9 protein-coding genes and 1 tRNA gene are annotated in these 18,167 nt (G+C 29.4%); 7 read left to right on the top strand and 3 right to left on the bottom strand.

Features of this window, described 5'->3' with window-relative positions; genetic code table 11:
* From ACH5BF_RS13965 to ACH5BF_RS13955, 3 genes are all read right to left on the bottom strand, one after another.
* Positions 1–7,203 (bottom strand): beta strand repeat-containing protein (locus tag ACH5BF_RS13965; protein ID WP_423274862.1); only part of this gene is annotated, 7,203 nt, incomplete at its 3' end.
* Positions 7,204–7,293: 90 nt separating this feature from the next.
* Positions 7,294–8,040 (bottom strand): SapC family protein, encoded by a 747-nt coding sequence (locus tag ACH5BF_RS13960; protein ID WP_423274835.1) that lies wholly within the window; start codon positions 8,038–8,040, stop codon positions 7,294–7,296.
* A gap of 552 nt (positions 8,041–8,592) precedes the next feature.
* Positions 8,593–8,691: transfer RNA gene (locus tag ACH5BF_RS13955), tRNA-Sec, on the bottom strand.
* A gap of 58 nt (positions 8,692–8,749) precedes the next feature.
* On the opposite strand from ACH5BF_RS13955, the gene selA reads away from it, so the two are divergent.
* The 7 genes from selA (at position 8,750) to ACH5BF_RS13920 (ending at position 17,989) form a co-directional block, all read left to right on the top strand.
* The gene (selA, locus tag ACH5BF_RS13950) at positions 8,750–10,096 is read left to right on the top strand and encodes an L-seryl-tRNA(Sec) selenium transferase (RefSeq protein WP_423274834.1); all 1,347 of its coding nucleotides are present in this window, start codon (positions 8,750–8,752) and stop codon (positions 10,094–10,096) included.
* Entirely contained in the window at positions 10,096–11,925 is a 1,830-nt protein-coding gene (selB, locus tag ACH5BF_RS13945; protein ID WP_423274833.1) for a selenocysteine-specific translation elongation factor, read from the top strand. The genes selA and selB overlap by 1 nt, the downstream gene beginning before the upstream one ends.
* Positions 11,926–11,987: 62 nt before the next feature.
* Entirely contained in the window at positions 11,988–12,533 is a 546-nt protein-coding gene (locus ACH5BF_RS13940) for a manganese efflux pump MntP (RefSeq protein ID WP_423274832.1), read from the top strand.
* A 6-nt stretch (positions 12,534–12,539) separates the two neighbouring features.
* Positions 12,540–14,165 carry a UvrD-helicase domain-containing protein gene (locus ACH5BF_RS13935; protein WP_423274831.1) on the top strand — a complete coding sequence of 542 codons (1,626 nt, stop codon included), beginning with the start codon at positions 12,540–12,542 and terminating at the stop codon, positions 14,163–14,165.
* The gene (locus ACH5BF_RS13930; protein ID WP_423274830.1) at positions 14,155–15,090 is read left to right on the top strand and encodes a hypothetical protein; all 936 of its coding nucleotides are present in this window, start codon (positions 14,155–14,157) and stop codon (positions 15,088–15,090) included. Before ACH5BF_RS13935 ends, ACH5BF_RS13930 begins: the two co-directional genes overlap by 11 nt.
* Entirely contained in the window at positions 15,087–17,210 is a 2,124-nt protein-coding gene (locus ACH5BF_RS13925; RefSeq protein WP_423274829.1) for a hypothetical protein, read from the top strand. The genes ACH5BF_RS13930 and ACH5BF_RS13925 overlap by 4 nt, the downstream gene beginning before the upstream one ends.
* Positions 17,211–17,239: 29 nt before the next feature.
* A complete protein-coding gene (locus ACH5BF_RS13920; RefSeq protein WP_423274828.1) occupies positions 17,240–17,989 on the top strand; it encodes a hypothetical protein in 750 nt (249 codons plus the stop codon).
* The last annotated feature ends 178 nt before the right edge of the window (positions 17,990–18,167 follow it).

Genomic DNA, 18,167 nt, shown 5'->3' with positions numbered 1-18,167 from the left:
ATCTACTTTTACTACTCCAAACAAGTCTATTGTCGCTTGTCCTGCTACCTCTAAGAAATCACCTCTTGTTCCATCTAAATTGAAATCTACATATTGTGTCTCACTATTCTCATCTGTTCCTACTGCTACACTTAAGTCTGTTCCTAACGTATCTGTATCACTTGTTAAATAGTTTACTACTGTTGAGTCTGTCGCTTGTTTATTTACTAATACATTTGTCTTATCTACTGACATTGTAAGTCCAGGTACTCCTTGGAAACTTACACTACCTACATTCGCTTGTACTGTTGTCCAACTTCTTGTCCCTGACTTCTCTTTCATCATTGCTACTGCTAAATCTACATCTTGCAGTAATAATCCTACATCATCTGTAGTTGCTTCTGTACCTTGGTCATACCCTACTAGTGCATTCGCTCCTGTTAATCCTATTGTCATTAACTCCGTATCTACTGCACCTGTTTGCTCTTTACCATCTTTTGCTAAGTATACTGTTTGATTCGCCGACTTACTTACTGCAAACCCTCCATCTACTTTTACTACTCCAAACAAGTCTATTGTCGCTTGTCCTGCTACCTCTAAGAAATCACCCTTGCTTCCAGCCATATTAAAGTCAATTGATTTATTATCTGTTCCAATTAAAACAGAAAGCTCAGTTCCTGTTGTATCATTTTCATCAATTTTATAATCAATAACTGTTTTATTAGCAGATTCTTTATTTACAGAAATATTTAAATTAGATACACTCATACCTAAACCTGAAATACCACCAAATGAAACAGATCCAACTGTTGCATTTGCAGTAATCCACTTTTGAGTACTTGCAACAGTTTTATCACTTAATATAGCCAGTGCAAAATCAACGTCACTTAAAATAAGTCCAACATCATCTGCTTTATCTTCTGTACCTTGATCATATCCTACTAAACCATTAGCATCACTAATACCAAATGTAAGCATATCAGTATTTACTGTTGTATTATCAGATAAAAGAACATCAGATTTAGTGTATTTTTCTAAAGCAAAACCACCATCAAGTTTTACTGCACCAAATACATCAATTTCTAAATTACCAGTAACTCTTAGATACTCTCCTACGCTTCCGTCCATATCTAACGTAAAGTAGCTTCCTGTCCCTGATAATACTTTGAAGTCATCCTCTGTTGATACATCTACTTCATTCATCGCTTTATAGTCTACTACTATTGCACTTGCCTCTTTCCCTGCGATTACTGTTGTTGACCCTTCTTGACTTACCTCTATTTTTGCTTCACTTGTTTTTGCTTCTACGCTTGCTACTATTGTCTCTACATCTGTCCCTGCTAAACTTCCTTCAAAGCTTAATACTAATTCTGTTCCATTAAAGTTACTTACTTTTATATCACTTGTTAACTCTGAATCTATAATAGCTTGTATCTCTGATATTGTCGCACTTGATAATATTGAACTTGTTGTTTGTCCATTATATGTTAATGTATAACTATATTCTGTCTCTGAGTTAAATACTAACTTTTGCTCTTCTGCTGTATCACTATACCCTTCTACTTCATAGTATAACTTTGTACTTGCTAAGTTTAAATTACTATCATCTGTATAGAACTTATCACTTACATCTGTCTTCTCTAAATCTCCTGTTGCTTTTATTAGGAAATTGATTTGTGTTTCATTTGAATTTGTTGCATCATACTCTACTACTACATTTCCTGCACCCATCGTACTTGTTGCTTCTAATGCTGCTTGGATATTACTTGCTAACACACTCATATCTGTTGAATATGCTACTGTTTGCTTACTATCCCCTTCAAACCATATATCAAACGTTCCACTTGGGCTTGTCGCATCTGGATTTGTTTTTATTGATAAAAGTGGTAAGTCTACTCCTGATAGTGTACCTCCAAATGTTACATCAAATGAATCTTCATATCCTGCTACACAATCTACTACTGAAACTGTCGCTCCGCTTATTGTTGAAAGTGCATTTGTTAATGCTGTTTGAATCTCATTTGCTGTTGCATTAAAGTCTAATGCTGTTGTTGTATATGTGTTTCCATTATAGTCTAAAGATAGTGTATAGTTACCTGTTGCTGTTGTTGAAACTTTAAAGTGTTGTACTTCACCAACTGTTCCTGTTCCTTCTTTATATGTAGAAGTTGAAATAGCTTTCATATTAGAATCTGGTGTTGCACTTAATTCTGAAACATTACTATGTGCTTTTGTTCCTTGGAAAGTAATATAATATTTATGACTTCCACTTGAACTTGAATCAAACTTAACTTTATAATCTGCTGTTGTTCCACCATATAGTGTTACTAATGCTTTTTGTATATTTGTTTGATTTGTTAATGTTTGACTTCCTACAAATTTAACACTAACTGAAGTTACACCATTTGATAATGTATATGTCCCTGCATCATATGGGTCATGGAAAGTTATTGTTTGAATTTCATTTGTTCCACTTGAAGTATTTGTTAATGTAAAAATCTCTGTATCTATTGGTGCAGTAACAACTCTAGGAGTATCGATTGTTAATCTTGTTATCTCATCTACTCCCGCTTTCGCCTCTTCTATCGTCGAGATACTTACACTTGCACTTGGTGCTGTCGTTGATATTGTAAACCCTTCTACATTTGTACCCTCTAATGCTCCTACAAACTCTACTTTATATCCGTTTACTTTATCTCCACTTACTTCTACATTTACTGCATCTGTACTTGCTAAACTTGCAAATGCTGCTTTTAACTCTGCTATTAATGTATCATTTGTTTCACTTCCATCTATATTTAGTGTCTCATTTGATCCATCTTTTGTTATTACTACATCACCTCTTATATCTTCTGTGATGCTTACTTTTAAGATTGTATTCTCTTTTATTGTTGAATCTGGTATCTCATCTACTTTGATACCTTGATTTATATATACTTCTAAATCACTAGCTTCTATTACTAATCCATCTACTCCGATTAGTCCTGCACTTGATGCTGTCGCTTGTAATGATGTGAACTTTCTTGTATTATCTTTCTTATCACTCATTAAAGCTAATCCGAAGTCCATATCTCCTAAGCTTAATCCTACTGCATCTGCTTGTTTATAATTTAATCCTGCGAATGCACTTACATTCTCTCCACCTAATCCTAGGTAATCTACTTTTATACTTTCACCTGAGTTTAGTGTTACTTCTCTTACTGATTTCTCAAACCCGAAGTTTCCTTCTAATCCGATAAAGTTAAATAAGTTTAACTCTAAGTGTCCTGATGCTTCTAGTAACTCTCCTCTACTTCCATCCATATCTAATGTTACTGTTTGGTTTGTTCCTACTAGTACATCAAAGGCATCACCATTATCTTCCATTGTTTTATAGTCTACTACTTTATTTGTACTTGACCCTTGGTTGATATTTAATGCTAAGTCTGTTGCACTTACTGTTAAGTCTTCTATTCCTACGAAGCTTACATTACTTGTTGTTGCTTGTAGTGATGTGAAGCTTTCATTTTTATTTGATTTATTATTGATTATTGCTAAGGCAAAGTTTACACCTGCTGCGCTTAGTCCTAGTGCTTCGTCACTTCCTCCATTCATTCCTATGAATGCGTTTGCTCCTAATGCTCCTAGTGTTAATACATCTACTTCTTCGATTGTTCCTGTATTTGTACTATCATCTTTATCTACTGTTTTTATATCATAGTCTGTATATTTCTTTAATGCAAACTCTCCATTTACACTAAAGAAGTTAAAGATGTTTATATCCATAGCTCCACTAATTTGTGTTAACTCTTTTTGGCTTCCATCCATTGTTAAGTTAAAGCTTGAATCTGTCCCTGTTGCTACTTCTAAATTATTGATTGCATAATCTACATATCTTGCATCTGACCCTGTTTCACTACTTCTATTTATTTGTACATCTAAATTACTTGCGCTTAGGCTTAATCCATCTATCCCTACAAATCCAGCTGTCCCTACTGTTGCTTGTAATGATATCCATTGAGAATTACTTCCTACTGTTTTATCATTTAAGATTGCTAATGCGAAGTTTGTATTTGTGGCTTGGATTCCTATTGCATCACTACTTCCACCATTTACTCCTACGAAGGCATCTACTGAATCTGCTCCGATTGTTAGTAAATCTACATTTACATTATCTCCATTATCTAGGCTTACTGTATCTGTTGTCTTCTCTAATGCAAAGTTACCGCTTGTACTGAAGAAATTATATACATTTACGTCAAAGTGTCCACTTACTTTTAAGTACTCTCCTACGCTTCCGTCCATATCTAACGTAATTGAAGTTGAAGAACTTGTATCTACTGCAAAACTCATGGAACTAAAGTCAACTAAAGTTCCATCAGATGAAGCTTGATTTATTAGTATATTTAAATCGCTTCCATTTAATACTAAATCATCAATTCCTACTAAACCTGCATCTTGAGCAGTAGCTTGTAGAGCTAACCATTTTCTTTTATTAACTGTTTTCTCACTCATTACACTAAGAGCAAAAGAAACACCACTTAAAGATAAACCAACTTCATCAGTTTTTCCATAATTTAATCCTGCAAATGCAGTTAAATTATTTGCACCAACAGTAAGTAAATCAACATCAACTAAAGATTCATCACTTAAAATTACATCATCTAGTGTAGATTTTTTAATAGCAAAACCACCATCAATAACTAAAAAGTCATATAAATTAAATGTTATATCAGCACTAAGTTCAATAATTTCAGAGTCCATATCAAACTCTATACTATTTCCATTTTGGAAATCTACACTATATGATGTTTTTGAATAATCAACAAATTCAGTATTTGAAGAAGTATTTACATTTACTAAAATATCTCTTGCATCTATTGTTACATCATCAATTCCTACAAAAGAAGCTCCTGTTGCTTTTGCTTTAAATGATGTCCATTTTTGAGTTGCATCACTTTTATTTGCCATAATTGAGTAAGCGAAAGAAACACCTTCTAAATCTAAACCAACTTTATTTGAACTTTGACCATCTAATCCAGCGAATGCGTCTACTCCGTTCATTGCTAAAGTTAAATTATCAACACTTACAACACTATCATCAGTTAAAGTTACACTTGTAGTTGACTTACTAAAATATACACTTCCTTCAAAGATAAAGAAATCACTTATGTTTATAAGCATATCTCCGGAAACTCTTAAAAGTTCACCTTCACTTGCGTCCATTGTTAAAGATAAAGAGTCTGTACCTACTTCAATTGTTAATGGATTTAATTTGAAATCAATTAATGTGCCATCAATTGCACTTCTATTGATTTCTAAAAGTGCAAATGTAGCCTCAATAGTTAATTTATCACTTCCTACAAATGAAATACTATTTGTACTAGCTTGTAAAGCCGTCCACTTTCTTGCATTGTTTTTTGTATCAGCAGCAAATACTAAGGCAAGGTCTAAGTTAGAAAGGTCAAAACCTATTTTTTCACTTGAATTTGCATTTAATCCTGCAAATGCTGTTACATTTGTCATTCCTAAAGTTAATAATTCCACTGATGAATTTGTACTATCAGATAATGTTACAGTATCAGTTGATTGAGAGAAAGAGAAGTTTCCTGAAGCAGTTAAAAAATCAAATACATTTAATGAACCATTAGTAATATTTGTAGCTTTGTGTAAAGACTCAACATTGAAAGTAAAAGTTGATGCACCTAAGCTAATAGTTTCATTTAAATAATCTGTAGCTGTTTCATTATAATCAAATGAAACATTTGTAGCACTTAAAACAATATCACTACCTAAAGATACATCTAAAGCACCATTTGCTTGTAAAACTACACCTTCATCAGTTACCATTAAACCTAAGTTAGCGCTACTTACACCTACATAAAAATCCCCTGCACTCATGTATGCTGTTGCATTAGATGATATCGCATTAAATACATTATTTGTAGTATCACTTACAAATGCAAAATCACCTTTTAAAACTATATTATCACTAAATGTTACGTCTAATCCCGTGATACCTATCTCTTTTAAAGTTGTAGAAGATGCAATATTATCAAAAGTATAAGATGAAGTCCCAATAGTTAATGTCTGAGCAGTATATTCTGTACCTGTTTGATTTAATTTTACAGATACACTTTGTGCAGTAGGTAAGTCAAAATCAAAACCATCTAAAACAATATCTCCACTTGCTTCTAATGCAACTTTTTTATTGCTATCAACAATAATTCCTAAATCTGCATTTTCAACTCCAACAAAAACATCAGATGCACTCATAGTAACAGATACGCCTGAACCAATAATTTCAATAGTATTAGTGTTTTTCTCAATAGCAAAGTTACCACTTGCAGCAAAACCAGCAACTTGAATATCTATGTCATTTAGTTCAATACTATTTTGTGCAGATACTAAATAATCAGCATTTAAAACTTTACCTATTTCATCATATTGAGGAACAGAATCTAATACAAAATTAAAATCATCTCCTGATACTAACTCTTTTGTGATAAGCTTTACTTCTGTACTTGTTTGTTCAATATCAAAATAGTAATCAGAATTAAATCCGTAAAGACCTGTAATATCTGTAAACTTACCAGTAATATTTGAACCCGTAATAATAGTAAATTCATCACCTACATTTGCAGCAAAGTCATTCCACATAGTGATTTCTAATGTACCATCAAGTTCAACATTTCCTGAGGCATTTAGTTGGTCATATTCTGGATTATTTGTATCAGAATTATCTGTACCTGATAATTCTATTTGAAGTGTACCATCACTTGCTTGAGTATAGTCACCTGTAATATTTTGGATACCTGGAGAGTAACCAGGAGCTACTATGTTATGGTTAATAACATCAGCTTCAATCGTACCACTACCAGCTAGGATTTCATCATCAATAAATAGTTCAGATATATTATTTAGGTCTAAAAGTTTTGCATCAAGTAAGAAAGAGCTATTTTCAGTTGTTAAGTCTTTTACAACTGTTTCTTTATCATTTAAAGTATCATCAAGGATTATAGTTTGTGTTTCTTGGTATTTATTTTCATTATCGTTTAAAATAATGGCTGTTGAACCTGCTCCTAATAATGGGTCAGCAGATAATAATGTCCTTTGTTCTAAAGGTTCAACTTCAAATAAACTATTTCCGTCTTTAAATATTTTTCTTTGTTTTTTTGCTTGTAATTTTTCTTGATGTCTTTGGTATCTTCTATGTAAATTTTTTAATCCATTTGGTCTTTTCATAATATATCCTTATTTTCTTGATGATTGATAACTTACTAATGCACAAAGTAAAACTTTGTGCACTATAAACTATCTTTTTAATTTTGTTGTTTATTTTACTTCTTCAAATCTTTCTTCAATTTTTTCAGTAACTGCTCTTGATTTATCTTTGAAAGTTAATAATCTTTCAATTTGAGCTAATGAACTTAAGTGAGAGTAGATAATTGGAATATATTTTTTCTCTCTTAATGCAATGAATTTTTCATTGTTTAAGTCATTAAATCTTTCTTCATTAATAACATAAGCTCCACCTACGTTTTTAATCTCATCACCAACTCTAACTTTCATGTTAAGAGGAGTGAACATATTTTCAGATTTCATATCTTCACAAAATTTATCAGTGAACATGTCCATTTGTTGAAGTTCTGTTAAGTATTTTTTTACTCTGTCCATTACTTCATCAGCTGTACCGTCTTCTTTGAATATAGCTTGACCTTCTTCTTTGTTTACAAATTCGCTATCTTCATCAATACAAATTACGTATCTATCTTCATCACCTGTTTTAGAAAGTGCAAAAGGATATCTTCTAACAATTGCAGGAATGTAAGATGCTTTCCATTTACCTTCTTGAACAAATAAGTTCTCACCCGCTTCAAGACCTAACATAACAACTGGTCTAAATTTGTCATTTGCTTTATCTTCTAAGAAAACAATTGGGTATGTAGCAGCAGCTCTTGAGAATTCGTGAACCATTACAGAAGCTAAGTGAATATCACTTACGAAATTAAAGTTATCAATTTGCTTTACTTTTACATCTTTGTGATTATTCAAAGTTATTGGTACAATTTTTTTAAACATTATGTTTATCTCCTTAAGATTTTTTGAGTATGTTATGTACAACATAATATTATACCCATTTTTTGCTATTTTCTTACTAAAAAAAACAAAAAATATTGTAAAAAATAATTGCTTTATGGGTGAATTATTTGATTTAATATAAATGCTATTTTATTGCTACGTTTACTTTTTATTGATTTTAGTTATTTTTTCAAAATCTACCTATTTATGGGGCTTAAATGTGATTATTTTATCTTTACACTTTTTATATAGAAATATTTTTTTTAATAATTGTTTAAATTGGTGATGTTTCATAGTGTTACAGATATAGTTATATATAGTAAAATAAAAGTCTTAAAAATTATTAATTTCCCAAATAATAAAATTTAAATTTGATAAAAATAAATTTGTATAAAAATCATCCAATTTTAAAATTTATTTTAAAGAAAAAAAAGAAAAAGTAAATTTATTTTTACCTTATTATTAAGATTGTCTGAATTAATTATTAGATAGAATCCAAAAACTATAATTGTAAGATTTTTTAGTTTGAAATACTTTAAATAGTTAAGAATTTGGCGAGAAGGTGTAGGAATCGAACCTACCGAGGCGCGTACACACGAACCTCCGATCAGGGTTGAAGCCTGCGGTGTCCACCAGGATCACATACCCCCCGCTTAAAAGAATTGAAATCTTACACCATTTTATTTTAAAACTATCTGAAAGGGTAAATATGGGTTTACTTAAGAACCTTCCAAAGGTTGACAAGTTTGTCAACAACAAAGCTTTTGAAGAGCTTTCAAAACAGTTGATTACTAGTATTAGTAAAGATACTATAAATCAATACAGACAAGACATCTTAGATGAAAAAATCCAAGATTTTACACAAGATGACATTATAAATGATGTACTTAAAAAATACAAAAACATCACAAAACCTTCGCTTCAAAAAGTAATAAATGCTACAGGTATTATCGTGCATACAAACTTAGGTAGGTCTTTGATAAATCCTGATAGTTTTGATAGAGCAAAAGAAGTTGCTACTTCATACAACAACTTAGAGTATTCTCTTCAAGAAGGCAAAAGAGGTGAAAGATATGAACATATAGTATCTACTCTTCAAGCTCTTACTGGTTGTGAAGATGCAGTTGTTGTAAACAACAACGCAAGTGCTGTATTTTTGATACTAAATACTTTTGCTAAAAACAAAGATGTAGTTGTAAGTCGTGGTGAGCTTGTGGAGATTGGCGGAAGTTTTAGAGTTCCTGAGGTTATGAGCCAAAGTGGTGCAAAACTAAAAGAGATTGGTACTACAAACAAGACTCACCTTAGAGATTATGAAAATGCCATTGATGAAAATACATCTATGCTTATGAAAGTTCATAAATCAAACTACTCTATTGAAGGCTTTACATCAGAAGTTTCTTATGAAGACATCATTAAAGTAGCCAATGAACACAATGTTATTGATTACTATGACATGGGAAGCGGTCATATGATAGATTTACCTTACAATCTTGACTTAAGTGAACCATCACTTATAAAATATATGCAACACAAACCAAGTCTACTTAGTTTTTCAGGTGATAAGCTTCTTGGTTCAGTTCAAGCTGGTATCATAGTTGGTAAAAAAGACTTAATTGCAAAAATCAAAAAAAACCAACTTCTAAGAATGCTTAGAGTTGATAAAATCACTTTAGCTATACTTGAAGACAATCTTACTTCATATTTAAAAGGTGAAACACAAAAGATCCCTACATTAAAGATGTTACATGAAGATGTTAAGACTTTAGAGCAAAGAGCAAATACTTTAAAACAAAGTATAGAAGATATTTGCAAATGTGAAGTTATAAAAACTCAGTCTTTAATAGGTGGAGGAACTACTCCAAACAAAAAGATACCAACTATCGCTCTTACTTTAGAATACAAAGATTATAAAGCAAACAAAATAGAAAAACTTCTTAGAAAACAAAACTTGATAATAAGAATTGAGAATGAAAAAGTTTTAATAGATTTTAGAAGTATACAAGAGCATGAAGTAAAAGAAATAGAAGAGATTATAAGAGGAGTTTTTAACTAATGTCAAATATTATTATAGGAACAGCAGGACATATTGACCATGGAAAAACTGCTTTAATCAAGGCTTTAAACGGTTATGAAGGTGACTCTACAAAAGAAGAGCAACAAAGAGGTATCACTATTGATTTATCTTTTTCAAACCTTACAAGAGGACAGCAAAACATAGCATTTATTGATGTGCCAGGGCATGAAAAACTTATCAAAAATATGATTGCAGGTGCTTTTGGATTTAACTGTGTTATGTTTGCTATTAGTGCCCAAGAAGGTATCATGCCACAAACTGTTGAGCATATTGAAATTATCAATCTTTTAGGTATCAAAGATGTGGTTATTGTGATAACGAAAAAAGATTTAGTATCACAAGATGAGTTAAAAGAGCAAGAAAAAAGAATAGAAGAGTTCTTTAGTGAATATGATTTTGATATAAACTTTATTCAAGCTGTCTCTGTTTATGAGCCTGATTCAATAGAGACTTTAAAAGATAAACTTTTTAGTATAAAAAATAAAGCAAAAAAAGAAGAAAACTTCTTTAGATATTATGTAGATAGAGTGTTCTCTCCAAAAGGTATAGGTACAGTTGTTACAGGTACAGTTTTAGGGAAGCCTTGTGAGTTAAATGAAAAGGTTTTTTTATGTCAAAGTGAAAAACAAATCAAAATCAAAAACATCCAAGTTCACAATGAAAATGCCCTAGAAGCAAACATCTCAAATAGAGCTGCTTTAAACTTACAAGGTATAAATGCAAATGCCATTCAAAAAGGTGATTTACTTAGTAAAAAAGGCTTCTTAAGAGGCTTTGATATGATTGATATTTCTTTTAACACTTTAAAACAAAAAGAGTTAAAACACAATCAAAAATATACACTTTTCATAGGTTCTAAAAAACTTGAAGTTAGAGTTTTACTGTTTGATTCAACTACTAGCTTAAAAGAAGGCTTTGCTACTATTAAAGCTGATGAAAAACTATATACTATTTTTGGTGAAAAAATCATCCTAAGATTAGGAAATGACACTATTGCAGGTGGAAAGGTTTTAAATCCTGTAGCAGATCCTATGAAGAAAAATCAAAAAAGAGAGCTTTTAGAAGCTCTTAAACAAGAGAATTTTTCTCATGCTTATAAAAAACTTCTTGAAGCTCATAAAAAAGGCTTAGGACTTATTTCATCATCTCAAAGATTTGCACTTAGCCATGAAGAAGCTATCGAGTTTGCAAACAACTTAGAAAATGTTTACATAGATAAAGAAGAGCTTATTATTTATCCTATTGAAACGAAGCAACTTATTATTGATTTTATCAAAGAAATCTACACTAAAAACAAATATGCCCTACTTTCACCAGCTTCTATAAATCTTAGAATCAAATGGGCAAGTGAAAGCTTCATAGAAGATGCTTTAACACACCTAGTTGATGAAGGTTTTTTAGTTAAAAACAATAAGCTTTATAAAAGTAAAGATATTGAAGAAGATTATGAAGACAAGCTTAAGAATATAGTTTTAGAAAGATTAAAAACAGAGCATATTACACCAACAGCACCTTATAATATCTATGATGATTTAGATTTAGATAGAAAACTTGGAGATAATATACTTAAATCTTTAACAGCAAAAAAACTTGTGATTAGACTTCAACATAATCTATTTATTCATAGTGAAAGTTTGGATAGTATTGTAAGACAAATGAAAAGTATTATTCAAGAAGACGGATTTATTGAGATTTCAAACTTCAAAGAAAGACATCCTTTAAGTAGAAAATATCTTATTACATATTTAGACTATTTAGACAACTTCTCAAACATCAAAAAAGATGGAAATAAAAGAGTTTTAGCCTAGCTAACACTGCTTTAATTATAAAATAAGTACAATTCCAATCTTAAAAAGATTTAGGATAAAAAATGGAACTTGTACTTATTGCGATTGCATTAGCTATGGATAGTGTTGCTGTATCTATAGCTAGTGGAAGTAAATATAAAAATATAAACTTTTCAAACACTATTAAGATAGCAGCTTTTTTTGGTATAGCACAAGGTTTAATGCCTCTAATAGGCTACTATTTAGGTGCATTATTTGCAGATTTTGTGGATAGTATTGATCACTATATTGCCTTTATGATTTTAGTATTTTTAGGATATAAGATGATACAAGAAGCAAGAGCAGATGATTTTGAAGATGAAATAACAGACTTAAAAACAAAAACTCTTTTATTTCTAGCAGTAGCCACATCTATTGATGCTCTTGCTGTTGGAGTTACTTTCTCTTTTTCTAATACAGATATAATTTATGCAGTTAGCCTAATCACACTTGTAACTTTTGCCTTATGTATAGTGGCTGTTTATGTTGGTAAATATCTAGGTGGTTATTTAGAAGATAAAGCTGAATACTTAGGTGGGTTTATATTAATAGCTTTAGGATTTAAAATACTAATAGAAGGATTAGCTTAATATAAAATGACTTTTACAAAAGAACAAGAAGAGATTATTTTCTCAAAAGAGCCATCTTTTAAAATAAATGCTGTAGCAGGTAGTGGTAAAACCACTACTCTCTTAGAGTATGCAAAACAAAACAGACATCTAAAGATTTTATATCTAGCATATAATAAATCCCTTCAACAATCAATCCAAAAAAAGCTAAATGAATACAACTTATCAAACATGAGTATAAGCACTATTCACTCTTTAGCTTACAATAAAATAGAAGCTTACAGATACAATCTTGCCCATGATTTAAAGGTACAAGTAATTGAAAGAGTCTTATGTTCTTTTGAACAAACAGTAAATCAAAGAAATAACTACTACCCTATTCCTGAATATATTGCTCTTATGAAAGACTTAGTAAACTTTTATTGTAATAGTTCATTGATAGCCCTTGATTTAAAACTTATAGAAAACTATAAAAAACAATCAGATTTAAGTGCTAAAATTTTAGAGCTTATCAACAAAGATACTTCAAGAGTATTGGCTCATCTAAAACATATCTTATCTTCTATGAAAAACAAACAAATAGATGCAACCCATGACTTTTATCTAAAGATGTTTTATCTAAACAAAAAAATCAGCTCAAACCTTGGATATGATTTGATTTTAGTAGATGAAGCTCAAGATATTTCAGATGTGATGATAGGAATAGTTGAATCACAAAACTGTAGAAGGGTTTATGTGGGTGATTCTTTTCAACAAATCTACTCTTTTAGATATGCAATAAATGCCTTAAATAAAATAGATTTACCAAGTTTCAATCTTACAAAGAGTTTTAGATTTTCAAATGAATATGCAAAAGACTTACAAAGAAGAATCAATAGCCTTTATGAAAAAAATAGTACTAAACCTTTAAACATTTCAGGTATTGACTCAAAAACCTCTTTTCATAGAAACTGTATAGATGAAGATAAACAATACACTATTATCTCAAGGTCAACTTTTGGTTTAATCCAAGAGTTAGTACAACATATTCACTCTGATAAAAAGTTCTATTTTGAGGGAGGATATAACTCTTATTCATTTATGAATCAAACTGTTTACTCTATTTTTTATCTAAAAGAGAAAAAAAATGATAAAGTAACCCTAGATGAAATAAAAGATTTCGAGTCAATCTATGAGTTAGAACAGTTTGCTAAAGATACAAAAAATCAAGACTATTTAAACATCATAAAATTTATCAATACTTATGGAGATAATATCTTTGATATAAATAAAAAAATCAAAGACAGACTTACCACAAACAAAGAAGAAGCCAATATTATCTTTACAACAACCCATAAATCAAAGGGTTTAGAGTATGACCAAGTTTTAATGACAAATGATTTTATCACAAAAAAAGAGATAAGCAATCCAAAAACTAAACTATCTCACTTAAGAATAAATGAAGAGTTAAATATCTATTATGTAGCAGCTACAAGAGTTAAAAAAGCTATTGATTTAGCTTCACTAAATCTTGATTATACTTATAAAGAAGGTGATGTAGTAAGCTCTGTTGGGAAACCAAAATATGCTAAAAAAACAAGTGATAAAAAAATGAAAGACTTACAAGAAGAGTGGCTTAAAAAAAATAGAGTAAAGAGAGTTGATGCGTTCTAAACTTATAGTTTTAGTAGCATTTATTTTGGCTGCTCTTAGCTATCAAACAGTAACAAAAAAAACTGATTTTCAAATCTCTTTTTATCATTGGAAAAACAGCTTCAATGAAAAAAGTGTAAAAGAGAAACTTTACATAAAAGTCTTAGATATTTCCTACTCAAGTAAATTAGAGTTTGTTAAAACAAGATTTACTCAAGAAGTTCCAAAAGACTTTATTCCTACTATTTATATCACAAATGAAGCTATGAAAAATATCAATTTCAAAAAAATAAGTAGCCTAATTTTAGAGCAAACAAAAGCTTATGAGTTTAGTGAACTTCAAATAGATTGTGACTGGTCACTTCTAAGTAAAGCTAACTATTTTGATTTACTAAAAGAGCTTAAAGTAAAATCAAACAAAAAGATTAGTGCTACAATAAGACTTCATCAAATAAAATACTTTTCAAAAACAGGTGTTCCACCCGTTGATTATGGGGTTTTAATGTACTACAATATGGCAAATATCACAGATATAAATACAAAAAACTCTATTTTAGATAACAATATTGCAAAGAAGTACCACTATAATTTTGATGAATATCCTCTAAGACTAAAACTTGCACTTCCTTTATACTCACAAGCAGTAAGGTTTAGAAAAGATAAACCTTTGGATATTTTTGAAGGTCTTAAAGAAGAGGACTTTGATAAACACTTTATCAAAATAGATACAAATCTTTATGAAGTTAAAAAAAGTATCTATTTTAAAAAGAAATATATCTATAAAGGTGATATTTTCAGACTTGAAGATAGTTCAAAAGAAGATATAGCTACTGCAATAAATGACTTTTTTTCATTAAGTAAAAAACCTTTTAATGAGATAATCTTTTACAGATATTCATACAAAAATAAATATAATCTAAACAATTTAATCAAGGATAATTTATGATTTATAAAATAGTATCTTTAGTTTTAGCCTTTACAATAAACTTACTTGCTTGTGCTTCAGGCTGGGATTTTCATGATAAACAGTTTGTTTTTTTAGAACCAAGAGAACTTCCTTTTTCTAATCATTCTGGAAATCTAAAAGATTCAGCTATTTACAATCAAATTCAAAGAGATTATGAAAAAAGAAATAAACAAGCAAACCTAAAAGAGTGGCAAAATCAATTTGCTAAAAAACTATCAATACAAGAAATAGAAAAAATAGTTTATAAAAGAGAAAATCTTCATCTAGTAAAGAATAAAGAGATTTTAGAGTATTTAGATTTTGTAGAAGAACAAGAGGCTTTAGTTGCCCCATATTATTACTATTTTCATAAGAAAAAAAAGAAAATTAATCCAGATATTCTAATATCAAAAGCACTAAAGAAGATTGATAAAATAGACTCTCAGTATTTAAAACTAAGATATTTTTATTTAGCTTTTAGACTAGCCCATTATAAAAATAAAAATGCTATTGAAGTTTATGAAAACTATAAGTACCTTTTAGAAAACAGTGAAAAAACAATAGTGAAAGAGTGGATAGAAGCACTATATGCAGGAGCTTTAATAAAAGACAAACAAATTGCATTAGGTGTTTATAGATTTACAAAATTATTTGATAAATCAAAAATAAACTGGCAATTAAGTTTTTACAATTTCTATCATATAAACACAAATGAACTATGGGAAGATCTTCAAAAATTAGCAAAATCAAAGGAAGAAAAAGAGAAATTCATAACACTTAGAGCTTTAAATGATAATGCAAATACTCTAATAGAACTTCAAAACCTATATGAATTAAATCCTAACTCAAAATGGTTTGACTTTATACTTTATAGACAGCTTTTATATACTCAACACTTTTTTGATGAGCATACTTTATATGAAAGAGATTTCCAAATAAAAGAGTATATAAGTTTTTTAGAATCAGTAGATAAAGAAGATATGTATTTAGTTAAACTTGCGCTTTCATACTTCTATTTATTTGACAATCAGTTATCAAAAGCAGAAGAATTATCAAATAAACTTCTTCAAACAAATAATAATCATGAATCAAAAACATTATCTTACATAATTTATTTAAACAAATTAAAAGATATTACTTTAAAAGATGAAGATGAAATATTTACGAAGATGAATAAACTTTTAGAGGAACATAAAGAGCATAAAATTCATAGTAATGATATTTTCAACTATACATTTAAGAAACTTGAAAAACTTTATTACTCTAAAGATAATCAACTAAAAACAATTTTAAGTGCTTCAGTCAATAGTTTAAGTACTACTGTTTTTGATTTAGAAACTATAAATGAATTTGAAGAGTTTTTAAAAAGTAATCCCAAATCAAAATTAGAAGAGTTTTTTATAAAAACGTTTAAAGAAGATTCTCAATCTATATCTTTTAAAAATACTAACACTAAGATTTTAATAAATAATTTACTATTTAAAGAAGCTTTAAATAGTAAATCTAAAATATTAGAAGAAAAAATAGAGTTCAATCCTTTTAATGTAAATATAAAAGGAAACAATAGAGAAGGCAAACAACATATCTATACACTAAAAGAGTTCCTAGAAAAAATATTAATTATAAAAGAGCAAATAGAAAAAAAACCAAATAGCGTAATGGATAACTATTTATATGCAAATGCTTTATATAATCTAAGCTATTTTGGAAATTCAAATACTCTTACAACTGTTTATAGAAGTGTTTACTCTTTTAAAGAAAAGCCCTTAGAAGAGCAAAAAGTAAAATTATCTATTAAACACTATAAAAAAGCTTTAAATCATGCAAAGAATAAAGAGTTTAAAGCAAAGATAGTCTATATGCTTGCAAAATCAGAACTTGCACTATATGATATAAAGTTTTCACAAAAAAACAACCCCTACTATCTTACTGATAAAGAGAGTTATAGTTTAGAAAGACACTGGTATTATTCAAAATCAAAGATTTATAAAAAGTATATTGAAAATGGATATGGTGAGTTCTTTAAAATCTTAGATGAAAAATATAAAGATACAAAATACTATGAAGAGCTTATTAAAGAGTGTGCTAATCTAAGAATATATAAAAAAGAAATTAGGTAACATTCAAACATAAATAAACAAGGAAGAAAATGCAATATTTCGGAACATTTGAAACAAAATATGAAGAAGTTTTTTTAACTTCTAGTTATATGTATTTCAATTATGATGATGAAGACATCATCACAGAAAAAGAGTTAAAACAAAAAATCAAAACAAATAAAGATAGAAAGAAAAACATCGTTGGTACAATTTATCTTTATAATCCGGTAGTTACACCAGTTGGGTATGATTCAAATAGTTTTCTTTTAGATCAAGATTTTGATAAATGGGGTGATTTAGTTGAAATCAAAGGTGAAAGTTATATAACTATCTTTAAACAAGCTATGCAAGAGAAATGTAAAGGTAAACTTGTAGAAATCAAGAACCTATTTAATTTAGTTGAACAAAATATTGATGCTTCATCTTTACTTATGAAGTTCAATTCTGATTTAGAAAAATACAATTCATCACAAAATACAGAATTTGATAGAGATATTATGTATTTAGATGCTGCAAATCTTATTCCAAATGGAAAGTTTGTATTTTTTGCATGGGGAGATAAAATTAATGATAAAGAATTCCCTTATATCAATGAGTATGCTAAGACATTATATGAAAATGTTTTAAAACTTGGTAAAAAAGAAGTTTTTGTATATAAAGAAGAAAAATCAAAAGAAGGTGCGATTGAGTACTTACAATTTTCGAATCCTGTACAAAATATTAAGAATAAAAACACAATTAGTGAAGCAATTAAAAAAGCTTTTGAGGAATTTCCACCAGTTCCTACAGCATATAAGTAGAAAAAGATTAGATAATAATAGTCTTTTTCTTTTTTTTGAAAAAAAATTGATTTTTTCTATTACTTTCAGGTTTCTTTAATAAACAACCTATTATAATTTCACCCACATAAGCGATTGGGGTATCGCCAAGCGGTAAGGCCACGGTTTTTGGTATCGTTATTCGGGGGTTCGAATCCCT

Origin of the sequence: Arcobacter pernae (assembly GCF_049472135.1) — a bacterium.
Lineage (GTDB): Bacteria > Campylobacterota > Campylobacteria > Campylobacterales > Arcobacteraceae > Arcobacter_B.
Note: the sequence above shows the minus strand (reverse complement) of the source record. Positions and strands in the feature narration are given on the sequence as shown.